The organism is Shimia isoporae (assembly GCF_004346865.1).
GTDB lineage: Bacteria > Pseudomonadota > Alphaproteobacteria > Rhodobacterales > Rhodobacteraceae > Shimia > Shimia isoporae.
Genome location: NZ_SMGR01000001.1, coordinates 660,456 through 681,854, shown reverse-complemented (window position 1 = coordinate 681,854; position 21,399 = coordinate 660,456). Strand labels below are relative to the sequence as shown.

Here is a 21,399-nt window from a genome sequence, read left to right as displayed (position 1 = left end):
ACTGCGAACAAAAAAAGAACATATCGCAGAAAAAGGCCGCCCCAAAACTATGGAGCGGCCTCATATTTTTTAAATATTTAAGGCGGTTAAGCTGCGTAACCTTTCATCACCTGCGAGAGATGATAATCAGTGTCGCCAAGCTGTGCATCCAGCATGATCAGGCGTTTGGCATAATGGCTGACCGCGTATTCCCAAGTCATGGCGATCCCGCCATGCATCTGGATGCTTTCTTCGGCAACAAGGCGGGCCGCACGGCCGATCATGTTCTTGGCCATCGACGCATACTTGGCTGCATCGTCGCCACCCAGCTCAGCAGCTGCTTTGATCACAATAGAACGCGCCTGCTCGATCTCCGTCAGCATGTCTACCGCACGGTGTTGCAGCACCTGAAACTTGCCGATCGGCACGCCAAACTGCTTACGCTGTTTGAAGTATTCTACCGTCGTCCAATGCGCGACATCCATTGCACCGACGGCCTCGGCACAAAGCGCCACGATACCGGCATTCAGGGCGTCTTCCAAAGCAGCTTCCGCGTTCGCCATGACCAAAGTGGCCGGCGTGTCATCCAGCAGGACTTCAGCCGCACCGCCGCCATCCATCATGCCATATCCGGTCACATTGGCGTCTGCAGCCTGAACCGCGAATACACCAAGCCCGTCGCCATGCTTGGCCGCGACAAGCACAACATCCGCCACCTGTCCGCCATACACTGTCGACTTGCGCCCAGACAGCGCGAAGCCATCTCCCTTGGCGGTTGCAACCGTTGCAATCTGATCCAGCTCATAAGGTGCGTCGATTTCCGTGATACCGACCGCATATTTCGTTGCGCCGGTCAGCAGAGCCTCGAGATCAGCACCTGCCGCAGCCAGCAGCCGCGACGCCATCAACGCGCCAAGCACAGGCTCCGGGCACAGCGTCTTACCGAGAGCCTCAAAAACCACGGAAATATCAAAACCCGTGCCGCCCATGCCTCCAGCGTCTTCAGGCGCCAACGCATAGAGCGCGCCAAGTTCGACAAGCTGATCCCACAGGGCAGGATCGTGATACGGCGCGTCGTAAGCTACCTTGATACGATGCTCGACGGGATACTGTTCTCCAAGAAACCGGCCCAGCGTGTCCGCCAGCATTTGGCGATCTTCGGTCAGGTTGAAATCCATCTCACAGCTCCAGCATTGTCTTGGTCACGATATTGCGTTGGATCTCATTGGATCCGCCAAAAATCGAGGTTTTGCGGTTGTTGAAATAGCGCGCTGCGTTGTGCTCGGTATCGGGTGGACCAAACATCAGGTTACCTTCCGTGACATGCCCAGGGAATGGTGCCGCCGCCGGCCCCAGCGCGCGTCGTGCGAGGTCTTTGAGTTCCTGATTGATCACTGTTCCCTTGATCTTCAGAAGCGACGTCTCAGGTCCGGGAGCACCTTGTTCCTGTGCCTTGAACAGCATCCGTAGATTGGTGATTTTCATTGCTTCAAGATCGATCTCTGCCTGAGCGATACGTGCGGCAAACAGTGGGTCGTCGATCAGCGGCCTGCCTCCACGCATCGTTTTGCGGGCAATAGACTTCACCTCCTCGAGTGCCTGAATCGAGAAGCCAACACCGGCAATCCCAGTGCGCTCATGCGTCAACAGGAACTTGGCGATGGTCCAGCCTTTGTTTTCCTGGCCCACAAGATTGCCAACCGGAACACGCACGTCGGTGAAGAAGATCTCGTTCACCTCGTAGCCTCCTTCAATCAGCTTGATCGGACGCACTTCAATGCCCGGTGTATTCATATCCACGAGGATAAAGCTGATACCTTCCTGCTGCTTCGCATCCGGATCGGTCCGGCAAAGACAGAAAATCCAGTCGGCGTGCTGCCCCAGCGTGGTCCAGGTCTTCTGACCGTTGATGACCCACTCGTCTCCATCGCGCTCGGCTTTGGTCTTGAGGGAAGCAAGGTCTGAGCCGGCTCCAGGTTCCGAGTACCCCTGACACCACCAATCCGTGCCATCCAGAATTCTCGGCAGATAGTGTTCCTGCTGTTCTTTGGAGCCAAAGGTGATCAGCACAGGCCCTAGCATGTTCAGGCCAAATGGAACGATGCGCGGCGCATAGGCGCGGCAGCACTCTTCCTCAAAGATGTGCTTCTGCACAGGCGTCCAGCCAGGTCCGCCAAATTCTTTTGGCCAGATCGTCGCGAGCCAACCTCGCCGGTTCAGAATGGCATGCCATTCCTCAATCACTTCCTTGGTCAATTCTCCACCGGCACGTACCGCATCGGTCATGTGCTTGGGCAGGTTCTCCGCCAGATAGGCGCGGACCTCGTCGCGAAACGCGAGGTCCTCTGCACTGTAACTCAGGTCCATCCGATCATTTCCCCTTGTTCATTTTGTCAAAGCTGCCGCCTTCGTCTGCCATCTTCTGCAGCAACGCAGGCACCTGCCAGTAATACGCATCTTCCTTGGCATAGGTTTCAATCCGCTCCACCAGTGCTTTGGCACCGATCGTGTCGGCATAGTGCAGCGGTCCGCCACGGTGGCGCGGGAAGCCGTACCCCATCAGGAAAACCACATCGACATCTACAGGACGCAATGCGATGCCATCCTCCAGCACCCTTGCGGCCTCAGAAATCATTGCGGTCATATAGCGGTCAACGATCTCCTCGTCGGAGAATGTCTTGGGTGTGATGCCTGCTTCGGCACGGACCTCCTCGATGATGCCATCGAGATCAGGGTTCTCCAATGTCTCCCGACCTTCATACACAAAGTAGCCCTTCGCTGTTTTGCGTCCATTCCAGCCATTTTCGCTCAGGCGGTCGGCAATGGCTCCACCATAGCGCTCTTCGGGCGGCCGGGTGGGCTCAAGCCGCTTGCGGGTCATATAGCCGATGTCCAGACCGGCCAAATCGCCAACGCGGTGTGGTCCCATGGCAAAACCGAAGGCTTCCAAGGCTTTGTCCACCTGATCCGGATGCGCACCATCCAGCACCAGATAGCTTGCTGTCTTGAGGTAATGCCCCAGAATTCGGTTGCCGATGAACCCATCGCAAACCCCTGCGCGTACGCCAACCTTGCGCATGCGTTTCGCCAGCGCGAAACCAGTCGCCACAACGGCAGGATCGGTTTTCTCGCCAACCACCACTTCCAACAGACGCATGATGTGCGCGGGCGAGAAGAAGTGAAGGCCGAGTACGTCCTGCGGACGGTCGGTCATCGCTGCAATCTCGTTGATGTCGAGGTAGGATGTGTTGGAAGCGAGAATGGCACCCTGTTTACAGATCGTGTTGAGCTTGCCGAAGATCTCCTTCTTGATCTCCATTTTCTCGAACACCGCCTCGATCACCAGATCAACCTCGGCCAGCGCGTTCATATCTGTCGACGCAGTCAGGTTTGCCAACGCAGCATCCCGTTTGGCCTCAGACATTTTCCCGCGTTTCACTGCGCCCTCGAGATTGCCGGTGATCGTCGCCACACCTCGGTCCAGTGCTTCCTGCGTGACCTCGATCAAGGTCACCGGAAGGCCTGCCATCAAGGCAGAAGTCGAAATTCCCGACCCCATTGTTCCGCCACCGATCACACCCAGCGACTGCACGTCGCGCGGTGTCTCCCTTTTCTCCGGGATATTCGCCACAGCCCGCTCGCCGAAGAAGGCGTGGATCATGCCTCGGGACTCGTCTGTGCCCATGCAGGCCATGAACGCCGCGCGCTCAGCCGCCAGCCCCTCGTCAAACGGCAAAGTAGACGCGGCAACCGCCGTGATCGCCTGAACAGGCGCGTTCAGGCCGGGCGCCTTCTTGGCAACCATGGCCTTCGCAGCTTCAATCGCGGCGTCATCCGCTTTTGTTTCTATGTCACGGGTCACACGGGTCTGAAGTGTACCTGAGATGACGTCTTCGGCTGCGGCCAGCACAACGTCGCGCGGCTCACCTTCCATGATACGGTCGATAATGCCCGCTTCCAGCGCTTCCTTGGCAGGCATCTGGCGACCCGAAAGAGACAGATCCAGCGCCACAGGGATGCCTGCAAGACGCGACACACGCTGTGTGCCACCTGCCCCCGGCAGAAGTCCCAGATGGATTTCAGGCAGACCAACGCGCGCAGTCGGCACCGCCACGCGGGCGTGACAAGACACTGCAAGCTCCAGACCGCCGCCCAGTGCGGTCCCGTGAATTGCGGCCACAAGAGGGATCTCGGACGCCTCAACCTCGTTGTACAGGTCCGGCATAAACGGCTGTTGCGGCGGCTTGCCGAACTCGGAAATATCCGCCCCGGCCACAAATGTCCTGCCCGCGCAATACACGCCCATGACTTTGGCTTTGCCCTCGGCATTCACATCCTGAACAGCCTTTTGCAGCCCTTGCCGCATGGCGGCGCTGCCCGCGTTCACCGGCGGATTGTCGATACAGATCAGGGCGATTTCACCCACATATTCAACGCTGACGACTTGGTTCTCGCTCATCTCGTAACTCCCTAAAATCTCTTAGCAAATTGTCTCGCCACCATCGGCCACAATGGTTTGGCCGGTGATATAGGCGCTGGCGTCGGTGGCAAGGAACAAAGCGGTGCCCGCAATATCTTCCGGCTGTCCGATCCGACGTAGCGGGTTCTGGCCTTCGACTTTCGCGAGATAGTCGGGGTTTTCCCAGAGCGCCCGCGCAAAATCGGTTTTCACCAAGCCCGGCGCAATCGCGTTTACGCGAATGCCTTTGGGTCCCCACTCCACCGCGAGATTGCGCGCCAAAGACGCGTCCGCGGCCTTGGAGATGCCATAGGCACCAATCACCGGGTTGCCGGTAAGGCCTGCAATGGAAGACAGGATGACAACATTGCCACCACCGCGTTTGGCCATGCCTGGTAAAACCAGATTACAAAGCTGCAGCGGCGACAGCACGTTCGCTGTCATGATCTTGGCAAAGGCCTCATCATCCAGCTGGCTCATAGGGCCGTAAACGGGATTAATCGCCGCATTACAGACCAGAACGTCGATCTGCCCCCACTCCGCCAGCGTTTTCTCTACCAGCCCCTCGACTTCTTCCCGCTTGCTCACGTTGCAAGGCACCACCAGCGCCTCTCCACCATCTGCACGGATCGCTTCCGCGACAGGCTCACAAGCCTCGGCTGTCCGGCTGGACACCACAACCTTTGCGCCCGCCTTTGCATACATTTCAGCAATGGCGCGACCGATTCCGCGGCTAGATCCAGTGATAACGGCAACCTTGCCGGTCAAATCAAACATCGATTTTCCTCCCGATAGTGCACCAGACTCGCTTGACGCACACAGTCCATTTGACCGGCATCCTAGGCTTCCTTCCGCATCGCGGAAACGCGTTTCGCTGCAATGCGGCCAAAAACGACGCGACGACACTTGCTGCAAATTCCGCATGACGAAATGGAAGTTGACGCTAGGCTACCTCAACTTGACCAACCCCAAACGGAGCGCATGATGCCCCACCCGAACGCCCGTATTCCTGACTTCTGGCCAGCCGGAAAACCCTGGACGTTTGAGCGCCCCGACACACCTCTGGACGTAAATCTGGACAAAACAGTCGCCAAGTGGGGTGATCGTATCGGGCTGACTTACAACGGCGCTGACTACACGTATCAGGACATCGCAGATCGGGTCTCAGCCTTGGCTGGCTATCTACAGCACGTCGGTCTGTCCAAGGGCGATCGGGTCCTGCTCTATACCCAGAACTGCCCACAATACATCATCGCATTCTATGCCATCTTGCGCGCCGGCGGCGCAGTTGTGCCGGTCAACCCGATGAACAAAACAGCCGAGATCGACTATCTGGTGGAAGACACCGGCGCCAAAATCGCCGTTTGTGCCCTCGAGCTGTCCGACAACATCCTACCTGCACTCAAGCGCGGGGACTTGGAAACGCTGATCGGCACGCGCATGACGGATATGGGCCTTTCGGGATTTGACCTTGTTCCGGAAAAGCAAACCGTCGCGATGAGCGAACAAGAAGCCGAAGCGCATGGCATGGTAGGTTTTCAAACGGCCATAGATGCAGGTCACACCCCTGCGCCGCGCACCACAACTTCTGACGACCTTGCGGTCATCCCCTACAGTTCAGGCACAACCGGAAACCCGAAGGGATGTGTTCACACGCACCGGACAGTCATGGCATCTCTGGTTGCTGGCGTGATCTGGAACCCGACCACGGAAACAACCGTTCACCTTGGCGCTCTGCCGTTCTTTCATGTCACTGGCATGATGAACGGTATGCACGCGCCAATAATGACGGGCGGACGCAACGTGATTTTGCCGCGATGGTCGTCCAAACTGGCGGCCGGTCTGATTGAACGTTTCAGGATCGCAAGGTGGCGCTCCATCGCGACCATGGCGATTGATCTCGTGAACGACCCGAACTTTGACAGCTACGACCTTTCCAGCCTCGAAATGATAGGCGGCGGCGGCGCGGCAATGCCCGAGGCGATAGCAGGAAAGCTCAAACAGATGACTGGGCTGGACTATGTCGAAGGCTACGGCCTGTCCGAGACGATGGCGGCAACACATGTGAACCCGATCGATGCCCCCAAACGCCAATGTCTTGGCCAACCAATTTACGAAGTCGACAGCCGCGTTCTGGAAATCGGCGGCGACACCGAGCTTGCGCACGGTGAGATTGGCGAAATCGTCATGCACGCCCCTCAGAATTTCCTCGGCTATTGGCAACGGCCCGACGAGACAAAAGAAGCTTTTGTGGAAATCGATGGGGTTCCGTTCTTTCGTTCAGGAGACATCGGCTATCGCGACGCAGATGGCTATTTTTTCATGGTCGACAGGGTCAAACGCATGGTGAACGCGGCAGGTTTCAAAGTCTGGCCCGCGGAAATCGAAATGCTCATGCTACACCACCCCGACATCGCCGAGTGCTGCGTTGTTGGCGCACACGACGAGCGCCGCGGGGAGTGTGTGAAGGCGATAATCATTCCACGCGCAGAAGCACGCAACACAATCACAGCCAAAGGCGTGATCGACTGGTGCAGATCTCAGATGAGCGCCTACAAATGTCCGACAATCGTCGAGTTTGTTGACGATCTTCCTCGCTCGGGCGCTGGCAAGGTCTTGTGGAAGAACCTCACATGACGCATAGGAATTCCACAATGCGGAAATACGACCACTCATGAGAAAACGCACCCAATCCACGGGCGAACCGACTGCCCCTCCCGAGAACGACCGTCAGTTCGTCACAGCCCTGTCCCGTGGTCTCGAAGTCCTGCGTGCATTCAGGCCGTCCGACCGAGCAGGCCTCTCTAATCGCGAACTCGCCCAACGGACAGGGCTTCCAAATTCGACGATTTCGCGGCTGACCTATACGCTGATGACCACGGGCTATCTGCTCTATAACGAAACAACTGGGCGATATAATATCGGCGTTCCGGTTCTTGGCTTAGGCTTTTCCCTTTTGGGCGCAATGCCGATGCGCGAAGCTGCCAAAGATCTCATGCAAGATTTGGCGGACTACGCCGGTGACGGCGTTCAGGTTGCTCTCGGGGCGCGCGATGGCCCAACCGTCACCTACCTAGCGTGCGCACGCGCCGCCAATGGTGTGGTCTCCTTGCAGCTTGGTGTTGGATCTCGTATCTCGCTGGCCCGCTCGGCAATGGGGCGCGCGTACATTGCAGGATGCATTGGCGAGGAAAAGGAAGAGATTCTGGATCTTCTTGCCGCCTACTACGGCCCACAGGATTGGCCCGAGACGTTGGACGGCATCAAAAATGCAGCCGATCAGATCACACAGAAAGGCTTTTACGCCAACTACGGCGACTGGCATGACGGCGTGCATTCGCTCGCGGTCCCGTTTCCGGTCCAAGATGAAGGCTCGCCCAACATGGCGTTTAACCTTGGTGGACCCGCTCATTTCCTGCCCAAGGAGCGCATGGAGAATGACCTTGGGCCCCGTCTTGTCGCAATGGCCCAAAACCTGCAACGCCGCAGCTCCGCCTATTAATTCCACATTGGAAACAATGCGTTTCTGACCGCCTTACCCAACGCCCAACCTTGACCAAGTTGGGCACTTGCCTCATTCTCGCCACAAAATTGCCAGTGAAAAACCGCTTTTCATCCGACGACACGCCCAGAACAGGCGTCTGTCGGCGTTTGGTGTTCTAGAAACTGGCTTTGGGGGACACATCATCGGGCAGAAGCCCGCGACATATTCCGGATGCTTCCCGCAAGGCCATCAGCAATGTTGGATATGTTATGCCCGTTGTCCCGCCCGTCCTCCCGACCCTCGAAAGCTTGTATGGTCCGCTTCCCACACTTACCGAAGAACAGATCATAGTGGCCGCTGGCCCTTATGACCTGACAGCTAATTTCACAGGATTGCTTCCCGTCGCCAACGGACTCAATGTTCTTGCCATTGGCGATGCGGATGAACAGACGGTTGTGGTAGTTTTGGGCCGTGTGACGTTCGTCGCCGGCGACGGCAACGACGGCTTCTTTGGCGGTGCGTTGGGCGACATCGTGTTCGCCGACGATGGTATGGACACGATCCACGGCGGCATGGGCGATGACTGGTTCAACGGCCAGGGCGACGATGACAGCATCAAAGGCAACGACGGTTTTGACACCCTGCTTGGTGGCTGGGGCAATGACTGGATAAACGGCGGCGCGGACGACGATCACATCGAAGGCGGCGACGGCAATGACTACATTCTTGGAGGCACAGGCAACGACACGACGCTTGGTGGCAACAACAACGACACACTCTTCGGAAACGAAGGCAATGACGTTATGGGCGGTGGCGCTGGATATGACTCGATCCGCGGCGGCAGCGGCGACGACAGCATCTTCGGCGGAGAAGACCGCGACACGTTGTACGGTGACAGCGGCAATGATGTAATCGACGGTGGCGCAGGCAACGACCGGCTGAAAGGTGGCGGTGGCAACGACTTGCTTTCCGGCGGCGAAGGAAACGATTTCCTGACCGGTGGGTCCGGCGAGGACACACTACTGGGAGGCGAAGGCAACGACCGCCTTGCCGGTAAAGACCACAACGACCACCTTGCAGGCGAAAACGGCAACGACACGATATGGGGCGGTGGCGGCGATGACGTCGTGTCCGGTGGTGACGGCGACGACCTCGTCTATGGTGGACGTGACAACGACGAACTGGATGGCGACGACGGCAACGACGAACTCTACGGCCAGGGTGGCGACGATACCCTTCGGGGTGGTGACGGCGATGACTCAATGGTTGGCGGCAATGGCAATGACACCTTGACGGGTGGTCGCGACAACGACGTCTTGATCGGCGAGGATGGAAATGACCGGATGTATGCCAACAGCGGCAACGACACTCTCGACGGCGGCGCCGGTGACGATGTCGTCTTCGCAGGCTCAGGCGAAGACCTCCTGATTGGAGGCCCCGGCAACGACACCCTGCTCGGCGGGCGTGATGCGGACATCTTCGAGTTCGGGGCAAACGCAGCCGGCTACACCGACACAATCCTCGACTTTGCCGATCAGGAAGACCTGATCCGTATCGAAACCGGCTACAGCCCCTACACTGTAACGGACACAGCAAACGGCGCTCTGATCGAGATGGATAACGGTATCTCCATCTTACTGAATGGCGTTCTTGCAGTCGATGTTTCGGACGACGACTTCATTTTCTAAGTCGGACCGCACACGATTGACCTTGCGCCCTCTCGGGCGCAAGTTGTGCCCCGGGAATTCTCTGGAGGGCACGCATGGTTTCGATCACCCAAAACGACATCAACAGTTTTCAAAGTGATGGCGTTGTCGTCATTCGCGGCTTGTTTTCTGATCATCTCGACGCCTTGCGAGCGGGCGTTGAACGCAACATGACTGCCCCCGGGCCCTATGCTTCCGAAAACAGGAAAGACGGCGAAACCGGCCGTTTCTTTGATGACTACTGTAACTGGCAACGCATCCCTGAATTTCAGTCGGTTATCAAGCAAAGCGCCGCAGCAAATGTTGCCGCGCAGCTAATGCAGTCCCAAACCGTCCAACTTTTTCACGATCATGTACTGGTCAAAGAACCCGGGACATCCATGGCCACGCCCTGGCATACCGATGGCCCCTACTATTTTGTCGAAGGTAGCCAGACCCTCAGCTTCTGGTCACCTCTAGACCCGGTCACCGACGCCACCCTGCGCCTTGTGGCGGGCTCTCATCGCTGGGAAAAGCCGGTATTGCCAACCCGTTGGGCTTCAGAGGAAAGTTTCTTCCCCAACAAAGATGACTATATGCCGGTGCCCGATCCGGACGCCGAAGGCATGCGCATTTTGGAATGGGAGATGGAACCCGGCGATGCAGTGGCCTTCAACTACCACATTCTTCATGGCGCTCGGGGCAATCATGCCACGGCCAGACGACGGGCCTTCTCACTTCGGTTGCTCGGCGATGACGCGCGGTATGTCACCCGTCCGGGCCGCACTTCGCCGCCATTTCCCGGTCACGACATGATCGAGGGACAGCGGCTGCGCGAGGACTGGTTTCCGATGCTTATCGAATGAAGGCCGGAGGAAGCCCCCCAAAAGGGCCTGCGACACCTGACGGCGCGCGCGTCAACCTGCAAAGCCAACTTGCCGATTAGCCCGCTCCACCCGTCAGGTCCTGCGCGAGCATCAATGCGTTTCCATCGGGATCATAGAACGTTGCGGTTTTGACCATGCCTTCGACAACCTCGGTATCACCGTCGAACTTTACACCGGCCTGTTCCAGACTTTGACGACCGGCATCCAAATCGGCGATCCCAAAGACCGGAACGCAATTGCCCGGCGCTGGTTTCGTATGCTCCCCGAAACCGATTACAACACCAGCCGTGTTTGTCTGCATCTCGGACCACCCGGCCTCGTCGGCGTGGTAGAGCAACTCGAAACCCAACATGTTCTGGTACCACTTTGCGCTCGCGTGGCGATCCGTGACCGACATTGCGATTGTAATCGTTTGATCTACTGAAATGAGCGACATAGTCTTTCCTTTTTCTCAAAATATAGTAACTATACTTTATGGACATAAATTTGTTTGTCAACATCACGTCACGCGCTTGGGCGCTCCCCATTCTCGCTCAGCTGCATGCCGGCACCCCAGGCCGGCAAGCCCCTCTGCTGGCCGCAACCGGCGCGGGCAGAACCGCTTTTGCGCAAAGTATGGATCATCTGATCAATTTGGGACTGCTCGAACGAAACCCGGGCTACGGCCACCCATTGCGTCCTGAGTTCCGCCTTACCCAGATAGGGGTACCCGCGGCCAAACTCGCCAGTCAGATCAACGGCGTTTCGCAAGACGAGGATCAGGACTTGCTTCGGCGATCTTGGACGCTGCCGGTTTTGGCAACACTTCACAGGCCGCGCCACTTTATCGAGATCAAGCGAGACCTCCCCCCAATTTCGGATCGGGCACTGTCACAATCGCTGAAAACAATGGAAGCAAGACACTGGATTCATCGTCACATTGATGAACATATGCGCCCCCCTCGCTCTCAATACTCGGCTGTCAGCACGGGCAGCAAACTGAGCGAAGTGACAGCCGCTGCGGTGGCCTTTGTTTCTTGAAACAGCCACTTCTCCGGCAGTCGGTAAAGCAACGCGTTCATTCACATGGCACAAAAAAGCCCGCCATCGGCGGGCTTTCCAGATCACACTGAAAGCAAACCTACTTGCTCAGCTGATCCTTCACCATCGGGCCGACCTTTCCGAAATCCATCTGGCCGGTGAATTTCGCCTTCAATGCGCCCATTACCTTGCCCATGTCACGGATCGACTCAGCTCCCACCTCTGAAACCGCAGCTTCAATGGCCTTCGCCACTTCGCCGTCGCTCAACTGTTTGGGCAGAAACTCCTCAATGACGGTGATCTCGTTCATTTCGCGCTCTGCCAGATCAAGACGTCCGCCCTCTTCATAGGTCCGCGCGCTCTCCTGTCGCTGCTTCACCATCTTCGCAAGGATGGACAATATCTCCGCGTCATCAACGCCACTCGCGTCCTCACCAGCACCCCGTGCCGCAATGTCACGGTCCTTGATGGCTGCGCTGATCAGCCGAAGCGTTGAAAGGCGTTCTGCGGCGCGGTCGCGCATCGCCTGCTTCAAGCTCGCGTTGAGGTCGTCTCTCAGAGTCATCTACTTCGCCATTTGTTGCCAAACATAAGTCACGGACAATACAGAAAGCCTCGACGTCTGGCAACGATTCAGATTGCGCTACCAAACCCTTAAAAATAAGGGCTTCGACACCAATTTACCGACACTTAACACTTCGCCTTGACGATGTCCGGTCTCCGACATAGTTTCCCGACAATTTGTCAGCCGGAGAGTCGCGCCATGGCCCATCAAGCCCCATCCCACCCGACCGCATGTCTTGCTCTCGCCGATGGGACGTTATTCTACGGACGAGGCTTCGGCGCCACAGGTGAAACAGTGGCAGAACTCTGCTTCAACACGGCAATGACGGGCTATCAGGAAATCATGACCGACCCCTCTTATGCGGGACAAGTTGTGACCTTCACTTTTCCCCACATCGGGAATACCGGCGTGAACCCGGAAGACGACGAAACCGGCGATCCGGTCGCCGAAGGCATGGTCGTCAAATGGGACCCTACAGAGCCCTCGAACTGGCGCTCCGCCGACACGCTGTCCAACTGGCTCTCGGCACGCAATCGCATCGCAATCGGTGGCGTTGACACGCGCCGCCTGACCCGCGCCATTCGCCAGCAAGGTGCGCCGCACGTGGCTCTTGCCCACAATCCCGACGGCAATTTCGACACCGAGGCGCTTGTCGCAAAGGCCCGCGCCTTTTCCGGCCTCGAAGGTCTGGACCTGGCCAAGGACGTCACCTGCGCGCAGTCTTACCGTTGGGACGAAATGCGTTGGGCATGGCCTGATGGCTACCCGCGGCAGGAAGCTCCGAAACACAAGGTCGTGGCCGTGGATTTCGGCGCGAAACGCAACATCTTGCGTTGCCTCGCATCTGCAGGCTGCGACGTGACCGTGCTGCCCGCTACCGCGACTGCGGAAGACGTACTCGCACACAACCCTGACGGCGTGTTTCTGTCCAACGGTCCGGGCGACCCCGCCGCGACCGGTGAATATGCCGTTCCCATGATCAAAGGTGTACTCGCAGCAGACCTGCCTGTCTTTGGAATTTGCCTCGGTCATCAGATGCTCGCGCTCGCGCTTGGCGCAAAGACCGTGAAAATGAATCACGGCCACCACGGTGCGAACCACCCGGTCAAAGACCACGACACCGGCAAGGTGGAAATCACGTCAATGAACCACGGTTTCGCCGTTGATGCACAGACCCTGCCCGAAGGCGTCGTGGAAAGCCACGTGTCGCTGTTTGACGGGTCCAACTGCGGTATCCGCTTGGCGGACAAGCCGGTCTTTTCGGTACAGCACCACCCCGAAGCCAGCCCCGGCCCTCAAGACAGCTTCTATCTCTTTGAAAAGTTTGCCGCCAACATGGCTGCGCGATCTGCCTGAGCAACAAGCTGAATTAACCATTCATTAACCACGTCGCCCCAGACTAACCGCGTCAATTCAACGGGGTGACGTGAATGAACGGGCCACGACCGGACCTTGCGCCGCGAACGTGGCGACGGCAGGCGAAATCTCAAGACCTCCCGACGCTCCCGCTCGGGCGGAGCCTTGTAGAGCGCGGCTGGATTACCCCTTGGCAACTGTTCTTCGCTCTGCAGCGGCAGAACATCTGGAACGCGACTCTGCCGGAAATCCTGTTTTCGCGTGGTTGGCTGACACCTGACAGGTACTGGCAACTCCACGCCGAAAGAACGGGCATGCGTCTGGTCGATCTGGATCGGTTACCGCCCGATCCAGACCTCGCCATGTTGCTGCCGCCGGACTTTTGCCTGAAAAACAATGTCATTCCCTGGCGCGGCTTGGATGGTGAGGTGGTCCTTGCCACGGGACGTCCGGACCATCTGACAACGCTGCGCGAACGCCTGCCTCTACACTTGTCCAACGCCCCTTTGGTGATTGCGCCAGACGGCCAAATCAACGCCGCCATAGAAAGGCTTATGCGGCTCAGGCTGACCATGTTGGCCGAATACCGGCCCCACCCACGCTACAGCAGCCGTGGCTGGGATCACCGCACCATGCTGCAAAAAATAGTGTTTTACACCGCTCTGATTACACTGGCGTTCGCCTTTCTGACAGCCCCCGACATCATCCTCGGCATTGCCGTCATCTGGGCCATTATAACCCTAGCCGCCGCCACATCTCTGCGCTTCGCGTCGCTCGCCATCTGCGCGCTGCGCCCTGCCCGCGCGCCGCCCATGTCCCCCAAAGCACCCCTGCCGCGAATATCGGTCATCGTACCTCTCTTCAGGGAGAAACGCATCGCAAACGCCCTGATACGACGCCTCACACGCCTGACCTACCCGCGCGCCCTTTTGGACGTTGTCCTTGTTCTGGAGGAACATGATCACGTCACCAGACAGACAATCGCCCATACGAAACTCCCCAAGTGGATGCGCGTCGTCGCAGTGCCAGCGGGGTCAGGCGTGACCACCAAGCCGCGCGCATTGAACTATGCGCTGGATTTTTGCAAAGGCGAGATTATCGGCATCTGGGACGCGGAAGACGCGCCCTCTCCGGATCAACTGGATCAGGTCGCCGCACATTTTGCATCCGCCCCTAGAAACGTGGCCTGTCTGCAGGGCATTCTCGACTACTACAACCCTTACACAAACTGGCTATCACGTTGTTTTTCAATCGAATATGCCGCCTGGTTCCGGATCTACCTACCGGGGCTAACCCACATGGGTTTCGCAGTTCCGCTGGGCGGCACCACCCTCTTTCTGCGTCGCTCCGCACTGGAACGCATTGGCGGTTGGGACGCGCACAACGTCACAGAAGACGCAGACCTCGGCTACAGACTGGCGCGGTTCGGCTACCAAACCCGCCTCATCCGGACAGTGACGCTTGAAGAGGCCAACTGCCAGCCCGTCGCATGGATCCGTCAGCGCTCGCGATGGCTCAAGGGATACATGGTGACCTATCTGGTCCACATGCGCTCGCCAAGTCGCCTTTGGCGCGATCTAGGTACGCGCAAGTTCCTCGGCTTTCACCTCGTGTTTCTCACAACCTTCAGCCAGTTTCTTCTGGCGCCCCTGCTCTGGCTCTTGTGGGGAGCAACACTTGGATGGCAACCAGATGTACCTGGAATGGAGACGGTGCCTGCATGGCTCTCGGTGGCCTTGATCCTGTCCACACTTTCCAATGTGCTGTCGTGGGGCATTGCTGCAAAGCTATCTGACCGTCCCGGTCTGATCCGGTGGATACCTGCCATGCTAGCCTATTTTCCGCTCGCCACCATAGCGGCCTACAAAGGCCTGATCGAGCTGGTCGTCGCGCCATATTACTGGGACAAAACCGAACACGGAAAGACGTTCGAGGCCACCCAGGTCGACTGAATGAAATGGGATCTTTGAGAGCGCTTAAGCCTCGTTCTCGGCTTTCAGACGTGTGACAAAAGCCGTGCTGATGTGTGCACGCAGGGCTTCGTAGGCACCCGCCTCATCGCGGTTGGCGATGGCATCCACAATCGCCTGGTGTTCCACAAGCGTATCTTCGCCCCGCCCTTCGGCAGCAATCGAGGTCGTTGCCATCAACGCCATCGACCGGTGGACCAGATCAAGCTGCTGCACCAGATACCGGTTGTGGCTGGCCAGATGAATCTGTTTGTGAAACCGCCGATTGGAACGTGCCAAAGCGGAGGGGTCGTTCACCAGTTTCTGGTCGCTATCGACCATGTCCTGCAAAACACGCACTTCTTCCTTGGTGGCGTGACGCGCCGCCAGTCTCGCTGCCAATCCTTCCAGTTCAGTCCGCACCACATAAAGTTCGGCCATCTGATTGTGATCAAGCGAATTCACGATAAGGCTGCGCCCGTCCCGCGCCAAAAGCGACTGCGTCTCCAGGCGCTGCAGCGCCTCTCGGATCGGGGTCCGGGACACTCCGAACCGCTCTGCCAGATCGCTCTCAACCAAACGATCCCCCGGTTTATAAACGCCTACGTCAATCGCTTCCAAAATCAGCGAATAAGCGTCCTTGTTGGGTCTTTGGCCTTGTGCCATCCTGCGCGTCTCCATTTGCGATGCCAGCCAGATTACGCGCGCGCGATTGTGATGCAACCCCGCCATTGCGCCAGACCTCTGCAAACAGTAACACGTCAGCCATGCCCAAAGCTTCCTTTGCACATATCGACACCTGGGTGTTTGATCTCGACAACACGCTCTACCCACCGGCAATGCGCCTTTTTGACCAGATCGAAGTGCGCATGACAAATTATGTGATGTCAGCCCTCGGCGTTGACCGCCCGACAGCAGATCAGATGCGCAAGGATTATTGGGCCCGATACGGCACAACGCTGACGGGGCTGATGCGCGAGCATAACGTGGACCCGGGGCCCTATCTTCACGATGTGCACGAAATCTCACTGGATCACCTCAGCGCTGATCTCATACTTCGAAACAACATCCAGAACCTGCCGGGCCAACGCATCGTCTATACCAACGGAACCGCGCCTTACGCTGAGCGCGTTCTGGAGGCGCGCGGACTGGCAGGTCTGTTTGACGGCATTTACGGTGTGGAGAACGCGGACTTTCTTCCCAAGCCGGAACGCGCCGCATTTGAAACTGTCTTTGACAAAGCCAACGTCGAGCCGACACGCGCAGCCATGTTCGAGGATGACCTCAGAAACCTTCAGGTACCCCACGAGATGGGCATGCGCACCGTCCATGTCGCCCCGGAGGATTCCGCGGCCGACCATGTGCATCACCACACGGATGACCTCACAGAATTCCTCGGAAAACTGACCTGATCTAAGCGGTTTTTTGCCATTGCGACAAACTGACTGATCGCAGCTCGCGGCAAACTGCATAGGTGCATTCCACACACATCAAAACGCCGAACCAGACGCCGCCCAAGTGGGCAGGCGCCCAAAGGAGCTTGTCAAAATGGCATCCACCGAAACCGTCTCTACCAAAACTCTCATCGCGATCTATGCCGTTATTTTGCTGGCTGTCGTGCTGTGGGGAACCTCTATCGCCCTATTCGGAATTCCGGGTCTTTATATACCGGCGCTCTGCGCGGTTCCCGTCATCTGGACCATCCTGCTGATCATTTCCCGAGGATGACGCCACAGGGACATTTCGCCCTCTTTAACCCCGCCTCCTGCCCGCGTATCTTCGCGCGCAGGAGGCCTTGCGCATGACCCAATCCCAATCCACGTCTGTTGACGTCCTCATCTCTGGCGGCGGTATCGCCGGACTGACCGCAGCTGCGGCCTTCGGAACAGCCGGGTTTTCCGTTCAATGCGTGGATCCGACACCTCCCGTCACGGAACGGGATGTTGAAGGGTCCGATCTGCGCACCACGGCGTTCCTGCAGCCTGCCCGCGCGCTATTGGATCAGGCAGGTCTTTGGGATCGTCTCTATCCCCATGCCGCACCTCTGCAGGTAATGCGAATTGTGGACGCCGGTGGCGAAGAACCGGAACCACGGATCATCAAGAACTTCGATGCATCCGACCTTTCTGACCTGCCGTTTGGCTGGAACCTCCCGAATTGGCTTCTCCGCCGGGAAATGCTGGCGCGACTAGATGAACTGCCCAACGTCGACCTGCGTCTTGGTACGGCAACCAAAACGCTCTTCACCCGCACGCACGAAGCCAGAGTCGGCCTCACCGATGGATCTCAGACCAACGCGAAACTGGTGATCGCAGCAGACGGTCGCAATTCGCCCATGCGGGACGCGGCCAAAATCAAGGTTCATACAACCCGCTACGGGCAAAAGGCGTTGGCCCTCGCTGTGACCCACCCGATACCGCATGCAAATGTCTCCACAGAGATTCACCGCTCAGGCGGTCCGTTTACGCTTGTTCCATTGCCAGACTATAACGGCATGCCGTCGTCAGCTTTGGTCTGGATGGAACGAAGCGCGCGGGCAAATGCGCTTTTCGAGATGGAAAAGACGGACTTTGAAGCCGAAATGACCGCCCGTAGTTGTTCTCTGTTCGGCCCGCTCAAACTCGCGTCGCGCCGCACCATATGGCCGATTATCTCTCAATCTGCTGAAACGCTCTATGGCGAACGCATCGCCCTGGTCGCTGAAGCAGCGCATGTCGTGCCGCCGATCGGCGCGCAGGGTCTCAATATGAGCCTTGGCGACATGCGTGTTCTGCTTGATCTCGCAACCGAAAATCCCGGGCAATTGGGCAGCGAACGGATGCTCCAGACCTATCATCGTCGCCGCTTCGCCGAGGTGAAACTGCGGGTTCAAGGCATCGATATGCTCAACCGTGCGTCAATGGTCGAAACGCGCGCGCTGCGTGACGCCCGCGCTATGGGACTAAACGCGCTCTACTCCCTCGCTCCGGTACGCAAAACACTCATGCAGATGGGCCTCGGCGCGAAATAACCTCGCACCGACGCTTTACCGACGCTTTGCCGACGTTCTGCAGCTTGGTATTTTGGCTCAAAGCACCTCATCCAACACGGTCTTCAACCGCGCCATAGTGCCTTCCACGTCATAGAGCTTATCCAGGCCAAAAAGACCCAGCCGGAAGGTCATGAAGCTCTCCGGTTCATCACAGGCCAGCGGTACACCAGCAGCGATCTGCATGCCTTTGGCAGAGAACTTGCTGCCGTTCTGAATTTGGGGATCAGCGGTATAACTGACCACCACCCCCGGAGCGCCAAAGCCTTCCGAAGCGACCGACGTAATACCTTTTTCTTTCAGCATGTTGCGCACACCGTTACCCAGGGCCCACTGCGCGTCACGCAGCTTGTCAAAACCATAGTTCTTGGTCTCTGCCATTGTGTCGCGAAATGCTTTGAGCGCGTCTGTTGGCATGGTGGCGTGATAAGCGTGACCGCCGTTTTCATAGGCCAACATGATGTCGCGCCATTTCTTCAAGTCGATGGCAAAACTGTCCGATTGTGTCGTTTCCAGCCGCTCCAGCGCACGGTTCGACAGCATCACCAGCCCCGCAGACGGCGACGCACTCCATCCCTTTTGAGGTGCCGAACACAGAACATCCACACCCAAAGATTTCATATCAATCCAGACACACCCGGACGCGATACAATCCAACACCATCAAGGCGCCCACTTCGTGTGCCGCTTTCGCCATTTCGGCAATATAGTCGTCGGGCAAGATGACGCCAGCGCTGGTCTCAACGTGAGGCGCAAAAACAATCTCGGGCTTCTCCTCGCGAATGCGCGCAACGACATCTGCAATCGGTGCGGGGGCAAATGGCGCCGTGGCATCATTGCCCGTCTGCCGTGCCTTCATGACCGTGCTTTCCGCAGCGAACCCGCCGGTTTCGAAAATCTGGCTCCAGCGATAGGAGAACCATCCATTGCGCACAACCAGGGTCCGCGCGCCACGCGCGAATTGGCGTGCTACGGCCTCCATACCAAAGGTACCGCCCCCCGGCACCAGTGCCACGCCGTCGGCGTTGTAAACCTCTTTGAGCATGTCCGAGATGTCGCGCATAACCTGTTGGAATGATGCGCTCATATGGTTCAAGGAACGGTCGGTGAAAACCACCGAGAACTCCTGCAAGCCATCCGGGTCAACCGAAGATTCATTAGACATGTGGGCCTCCTGCGAAAACTGGCGCCACCCTATGGTTGACGCCAGCAAAAGGAAACCACGCTTTATGGATAAAGAGCTTCAGGCCACCTGATCAAAGTGGTCCTGGACTTCATCCCGCCACGACACCACGAGCCTGTTGCGCCCCCCCTCCTTTGCGACATAGAGCGCATCGTCTGCAAGACTGATCGCCTTGGTCAATTCAGCCACAGAATTCATCTGCGCCGCACCGATGGATATTGTTGCGCGAAGTGTTTCGTCCTGAGAGACCGGAATGATGCGGCGCTCAACTGCGGCCCGCAAGCGCTCCCCGATAGACGCACCTGTTGTCTCGTCCTGACGGTTCAGGAAAATCAGGAATTCTTCTCCACCGAAGCGACAAATCATGTCTTCGGCCCGAATGTTCCCCGCCAGCAGCGACGCTACATCGCGAATAACCGCATCACCGGTTAAGTGCCCATGCGTGTCATTGACGTTCTTGAATCGGTCCAAGTCGACCATGAGCACAACGCCATGCGCATTCGGACGTTTTTCCATTTCCGAGAAAAAGAAATCCCGCGTAGCCACATCGGTCAGCCGGTCTCGATCAACCAAGCGCTGAAGCTCAAGAGCGAGCGCATGAGACTTTTGCACCTGCCTAGCCAGAGTCCAACTGACACCTACCGTCAAAGCTGTGGCAAGGATCATGACGACTGGAAGGTCAGAGCCCCATTCTTCTCTTTCGGTCAAAAAACTCGCGACAATGATCACGCAAGCGTTCACAAAAACCGTAACCGCAGCGACTTTGATCGCAATTTCCCGTCTGGCCGACTGCATCCGCACTATCCCCTATTCGTATTGGGGACGGGCATACACTAAAGCTGTTAATGTTCGGTTTGTTTCGTTTTTACAATTTGACCAAGTGGGCCTGGCCGTCGCTCTTCACTCAGCAGGACATTCGCTTCGACATTTCCCACGCCCGGCAAAGTCATCACCCTTCGGCGTAAAACGCGCTCAAAATCCGCAATGTCCCGCGCGACAACCCGCAAGCGATAATCATACATTCCCAAAACGTGCTCGACCGTCTGCACTTCGGGAATGGCCGCTACCGCGCGTTCAAAGTCTTCCAATGAAACCCGCCCTTTAGTTGCCAACTTAACGCCTAAAAATACGGTCACGCCGAACCCTAGTTTCTCGCGATCCAGATCCAGCTTGCGTCCCGCTATCACCCCACTGTCGGTCAGTCTTTTGATCCGTCGCCAGGTCGCGGGCTGGCTCAACCCGAATTTCCGCCCCAACGCACCAGCATTCTGTGTCGCGTCTTCAGCCAAGGCAGCCAACAAACCGCGGTCAATCTCGTCCAGGTCGATCATACCGGCAGGCTTTCTTCAGATTTTATCCGCGCAACGTGCATCAGAGACTCAATGTCGGCGATATGGGGCAAAGTCAGAATGCGGCTGCGGTATACCTCCTGATAGTGTCCCATGTCTTTGGCAATCACCGACAATCGGACGTCCACCTGTCCGAGAAATGTCTGAATCTCAGTCACCTCGGGGATCTCTCGTGCGGCTTCGATGAAATCATCAAAGGCGCGAGGCTGCGTCTTGTCCAGTGTCACCCGCAACGACACCTCAACGGCATAGCCAAGTGCTTGCCAGTCAATCACAGCCCTTTGCCCACGCAGGATGCCTGCGTCACGCAACTTATCCAGTCTCCGCGACAGACGCGAAGTGGTGAGGGTCAATCGGTCCGCCAATTCCGGCAGCGATTGAGTCGGGTCATCCTGCATGTACCGCAAAATACGGCGATCCAGATCATCAAGCATGAAAATCTCAATATCGGAAAGT

General features: G+C 57.5%; 21 protein-coding genes. 10 read left to right on the top strand and 11 right to left on the bottom strand.

The features are described from left to right. Positions 1–86: 86 nt before the first annotated feature. The 4 genes from BXY66_RS03370 to BXY66_RS03355 are packed head-to-tail and all read right to left on the bottom strand — an operon-like array spanning position 87 to position 5,215. Positions 87–1,157 carry an acyl-CoA dehydrogenase family protein gene (locus BXY66_RS03370; RefSeq protein ID WP_132858762.1) on the bottom strand — a complete coding sequence of 357 codons (1,071 nt, stop codon included), beginning with the start codon at positions 1,155–1,157 and terminating at the stop codon, positions 87–89. Between the two features lies 1 nt (position 1,158). Next, complete coding sequence (locus BXY66_RS03365) at positions 1,159–2,346, bottom strand: acyl-CoA dehydrogenase family protein (protein WP_132858761.1); 1,188 nt, start codon at positions 2,344–2,346, stop codon at positions 1,159–1,161. A 4-nt stretch (positions 2,347–2,350) separates the two neighbouring features. After that, entirely contained in the window at positions 2,351–4,438 is a 2,088-nt protein-coding gene (locus BXY66_RS03360) for a 3-hydroxyacyl-CoA dehydrogenase NAD-binding domain-containing protein (protein ID WP_132858760.1), read from the bottom strand. A gap of 21 nt (positions 4,439–4,459) precedes the next feature. Next, positions 4,460–5,215, bottom strand: coding sequence for an SDR family NAD(P)-dependent oxidoreductase (locus BXY66_RS03355; RefSeq protein ID WP_132858759.1), 756 nt, complete (start codon positions 5,213–5,215; stop codon positions 4,460–4,462). Between the two features lie 207 nt (positions 5,216–5,422). Here BXY66_RS03355 and BXY66_RS03350 point away from each other — a divergent pair, with 207 nt between their 5' ends. The 4 genes from BXY66_RS03350 (at position 5,423) to BXY66_RS03335 (ending at position 10,473) form a co-directional block, all read left to right on the top strand. Next, positions 5,423–7,075, top strand: coding sequence for a long-chain-fatty-acid--CoA ligase (locus BXY66_RS03350; RefSeq protein ID WP_132858758.1), 1,653 nt, complete (start codon positions 5,423–5,425; stop codon positions 7,073–7,075). A 37-nt stretch (positions 7,076–7,112) separates the two neighbouring features. Continuing rightward, the gene (locus BXY66_RS03345) at positions 7,113–7,940 is read left to right on the top strand and encodes an IclR family transcriptional regulator (RefSeq protein ID WP_132858757.1); all 828 of its coding nucleotides are present in this window, start codon (positions 7,113–7,115) and stop codon (positions 7,938–7,940) included. A gap of 251 nt (positions 7,941–8,191) precedes the next feature. Then, positions 8,192–9,610 (top strand): calcium-binding protein, encoded by a 1,419-nt coding sequence (locus BXY66_RS03340; protein ID WP_132858756.1) that lies wholly within the window; start codon positions 8,192–8,194, stop codon positions 9,608–9,610. Between the two features lie 74 nt (positions 9,611–9,684). Next, a complete protein-coding gene (locus tag BXY66_RS03335) occupies positions 9,685–10,473 on the top strand; it encodes a phytanoyl-CoA dioxygenase family protein (protein WP_132858755.1) in 789 nt (262 codons plus the stop codon). Between the two features lie 76 nt (positions 10,474–10,549). On the opposite strand, the gene BXY66_RS03330 is transcribed toward BXY66_RS03335, so the two are convergent. Beyond that, positions 10,550–10,930: a VOC family protein gene (locus BXY66_RS03330; RefSeq protein WP_132858754.1), complete on the bottom strand. Its 381-nt coding sequence runs from the start codon at positions 10,928–10,930 to the stop codon at positions 10,550–10,552. A gap of 179 nt (positions 10,931–11,109) precedes the next feature. Between BXY66_RS03330 and BXY66_RS03325 the strand changes: the two genes are divergently transcribed. Then, entirely contained in the window at positions 11,110–11,514 is a 405-nt protein-coding gene (locus BXY66_RS03325; protein WP_341785784.1) for a winged helix-turn-helix transcriptional regulator, read from the top strand. 100 nt (positions 11,515–11,614) lie between these two features. Here BXY66_RS03325 and BXY66_RS03320 read toward each other — a convergent pair whose 3' ends face one another. After that, a complete protein-coding gene (locus BXY66_RS03320) occupies positions 11,615–12,079 on the bottom strand; it encodes a GatB/YqeY domain-containing protein (RefSeq protein WP_132858752.1) in 465 nt (154 codons plus the stop codon). 198 nt (positions 12,080–12,277) lie between these two features. On the opposite strand from BXY66_RS03320, the gene carA reads away from it, so the two are divergent. Together carA and BXY66_RS03310 are read left to right on the top strand one after the other, a co-directional pair. After that, complete coding sequence (gene carA / locus BXY66_RS03315) at positions 12,278–13,435, top strand: glutamine-hydrolyzing carbamoyl-phosphate synthase small subunit (protein WP_132858751.1); 1,158 nt, start codon at positions 12,278–12,280, stop codon at positions 13,433–13,435. 74 nt (positions 13,436–13,509) lie between these two features. Further along, positions 13,510–15,387: a glycosyltransferase family 2 protein gene (locus BXY66_RS03310; RefSeq protein WP_132858750.1), complete on the top strand. Its 1,878-nt coding sequence runs from the start codon at positions 13,510–13,512 to the stop codon at positions 15,385–15,387. A 24-nt stretch (positions 15,388–15,411) separates the two neighbouring features. Here the strand turns inward: BXY66_RS03310 and BXY66_RS03305 are convergent, their stop codons facing one another. Further along, entirely contained in the window at positions 15,412–16,050 is a 639-nt protein-coding gene (locus BXY66_RS03305; RefSeq protein WP_132858749.1) for a GntR family transcriptional regulator, read from the bottom strand. Positions 16,051–16,151: 101 nt separating this feature from the next. Here BXY66_RS03305 and BXY66_RS03300 point away from each other — a divergent pair, with 101 nt between their 5' ends. The 3 genes from BXY66_RS03300 (at position 16,152) to BXY66_RS03290 (ending at position 18,394) form a co-directional block, all read left to right on the top strand. Next, positions 16,152–16,796 (top strand): pyrimidine 5'-nucleotidase, encoded by a 645-nt coding sequence (locus BXY66_RS03300; protein WP_132858748.1) that lies wholly within the window; start codon positions 16,152–16,154, stop codon positions 16,794–16,796. Between the two features lie 136 nt (positions 16,797–16,932). Beyond that, positions 16,933–17,112: a hypothetical protein gene (locus BXY66_RS03295; RefSeq protein ID WP_132858747.1), complete on the top strand. Its 180-nt coding sequence runs from the start codon at positions 16,933–16,935 to the stop codon at positions 17,110–17,112. Between the two features lie 73 nt (positions 17,113–17,185). Beyond that, complete coding sequence (locus BXY66_RS03290; protein ID WP_132858746.1) at positions 17,186–18,394, top strand: UbiH/UbiF family hydroxylase; 1,209 nt, start codon at positions 17,186–17,188, stop codon at positions 18,392–18,394. A gap of 57 nt (positions 18,395–18,451) precedes the next feature. Here the strand turns inward: BXY66_RS03290 and BXY66_RS03285 are convergent, their stop codons facing one another. The 4 genes from BXY66_RS03285 to BXY66_RS03270 all read right to left on the bottom strand — a co-directional run bounded on the left by BXY66_RS03285 (position 18,452) and on the right by BXY66_RS03270 (position 21,377). Continuing rightward, positions 18,452–19,576 (bottom strand): aminotransferase class V-fold PLP-dependent enzyme, encoded by a 1,125-nt coding sequence (locus tag BXY66_RS03285; RefSeq protein ID WP_132858745.1) that lies wholly within the window; start codon positions 19,574–19,576, stop codon positions 18,452–18,454. Between the two features lie 78 nt (positions 19,577–19,654). After that, the gene (locus tag BXY66_RS03280; RefSeq protein ID WP_132858744.1) at positions 19,655–20,389 is read right to left on the bottom strand and encodes a GGDEF domain-containing protein; all 735 of its coding nucleotides are present in this window, start codon (positions 20,387–20,389) and stop codon (positions 19,655–19,657) included. A gap of 47 nt (positions 20,390–20,436) precedes the next feature. Beyond that, the gene (locus BXY66_RS03275) at positions 20,437–20,925 is read right to left on the bottom strand and encodes an Lrp/AsnC family transcriptional regulator (RefSeq protein WP_132858743.1); all 489 of its coding nucleotides are present in this window, start codon (positions 20,923–20,925) and stop codon (positions 20,437–20,439) included. Further along, a complete protein-coding gene (locus BXY66_RS03270; protein WP_132858742.1) occupies positions 20,922–21,377 on the bottom strand; it encodes an Lrp/AsnC family transcriptional regulator in 456 nt (151 codons plus the stop codon). The genes BXY66_RS03275 and BXY66_RS03270 overlap by 4 nt, the downstream gene beginning before the upstream one ends. Between the last annotated feature and the right edge of the window lie 22 nt (positions 21,378–21,399).

What these genes read in the sequence shown, in the direction of transcription:
- BXY66_RS03370 (WP_132858762.1), bottom strand. Translation starts at nt 1,157, where the DNA reads ATGGATTTCAACCTGACCGAAGATCGCCAAATGCTGGCGGACACGCTG.
- BXY66_RS03365 (WP_132858761.1), bottom strand. Translation starts at nt 2,346, where the DNA reads ATGGACCTGAGTTACAGTGCAGAGGACCTCGCGTTTCGCGACGAGGTC.
- BXY66_RS03360 (WP_132858760.1), bottom strand. Translation starts at nt 4,438, where the DNA reads ATGAGCGAGAACCAAGTCGTCAGCGTTGAATATGTGGGTGAAATCGCC.
- BXY66_RS03355 (WP_132858759.1), bottom strand. Translation starts at nt 5,215, where the DNA reads ATGTTTGATTTGACCGGCAAGGTTGCCGTTATCACTGGATCTAGCCGC.
- BXY66_RS03350 (WP_132858758.1), top strand. Translation starts at nt 5,423, where the DNA reads ATGCCCCACCCGAACGCCCGTATTCCTGACTTCTGGCCAGCCGGAAAA.
- BXY66_RS03345 (WP_132858757.1), top strand. Translation starts at nt 7,113, where the DNA reads ATGAGAAAACGCACCCAATCCACGGGCGAACCGACTGCCCCTCCCGAG.
- BXY66_RS03340 (WP_132858756.1), top strand. Translation starts at nt 8,192, where the DNA reads ATGCCCGTTGTCCCGCCCGTCCTCCCGACCCTCGAAAGCTTGTATGGT.
- BXY66_RS03335 (WP_132858755.1), top strand. Translation starts at nt 9,685, where the DNA reads ATGGTTTCGATCACCCAAAACGACATCAACAGTTTTCAAAGTGATGGC.
- BXY66_RS03330 (WP_132858754.1), bottom strand. Translation starts at nt 10,930, where the DNA reads ATGTCGCTCATTTCAGTAGATCAAACGATTACAATCGCAATGTCGGTC.
- BXY66_RS03325 (WP_341785784.1), top strand. Translation starts at nt 11,110, where the DNA reads ATGGATCATCTGATCAATTTGGGACTGCTCGAACGAAACCCGGGCTAC.
- BXY66_RS03320 (WP_132858752.1), bottom strand. Translation starts at nt 12,079, where the DNA reads ATGACTCTGAGAGACGACCTCAACGCGAGCTTGAAGCAGGCGATGCGC.
- carA (WP_132858751.1), top strand. Translation starts at nt 12,278, where the DNA reads ATGGCCCATCAAGCCCCATCCCACCCGACCGCATGTCTTGCTCTCGCC.
- BXY66_RS03310 (WP_132858750.1), top strand. Translation starts at nt 13,510, where the DNA reads ATGAACGGGCCACGACCGGACCTTGCGCCGCGAACGTGGCGACGGCAG.
- BXY66_RS03305 (WP_132858749.1), bottom strand. Translation starts at nt 16,050, where the DNA reads ATGGCACAAGGCCAAAGACCCAACAAGGACGCTTATTCGCTGATTTTG.
- BXY66_RS03300 (WP_132858748.1), top strand. Translation starts at nt 16,152, where the DNA reads ATGCCCAAAGCTTCCTTTGCACATATCGACACCTGGGTGTTTGATCTC.
- BXY66_RS03295 (WP_132858747.1), top strand. Translation starts at nt 16,933, where the DNA reads ATGGCATCCACCGAAACCGTCTCTACCAAAACTCTCATCGCGATCTAT.
- BXY66_RS03290 (WP_132858746.1), top strand. Translation starts at nt 17,186, where the DNA reads ATGACCCAATCCCAATCCACGTCTGTTGACGTCCTCATCTCTGGCGGC.
- BXY66_RS03285 (WP_132858745.1), bottom strand. Translation starts at nt 19,576, where the DNA reads ATGTCTAATGAATCTTCGGTTGACCCGGATGGCTTGCAGGAGTTCTCG.
- BXY66_RS03280 (WP_132858744.1), bottom strand. Translation starts at nt 20,389, where the DNA reads ATGCAGTCGGCCAGACGGGAAATTGCGATCAAAGTCGCTGCGGTTACG.
- BXY66_RS03275 (WP_132858743.1), bottom strand. Translation starts at nt 20,925, where the DNA reads ATGATCGACCTGGACGAGATTGACCGCGGTTTGTTGGCTGCCTTGGCT.
- BXY66_RS03270 (WP_132858742.1), bottom strand. Translation starts at nt 21,377, where the DNA reads ATGCTTGATGATCTGGATCGCCGTATTTTGCGGTACATGCAGGATGAC.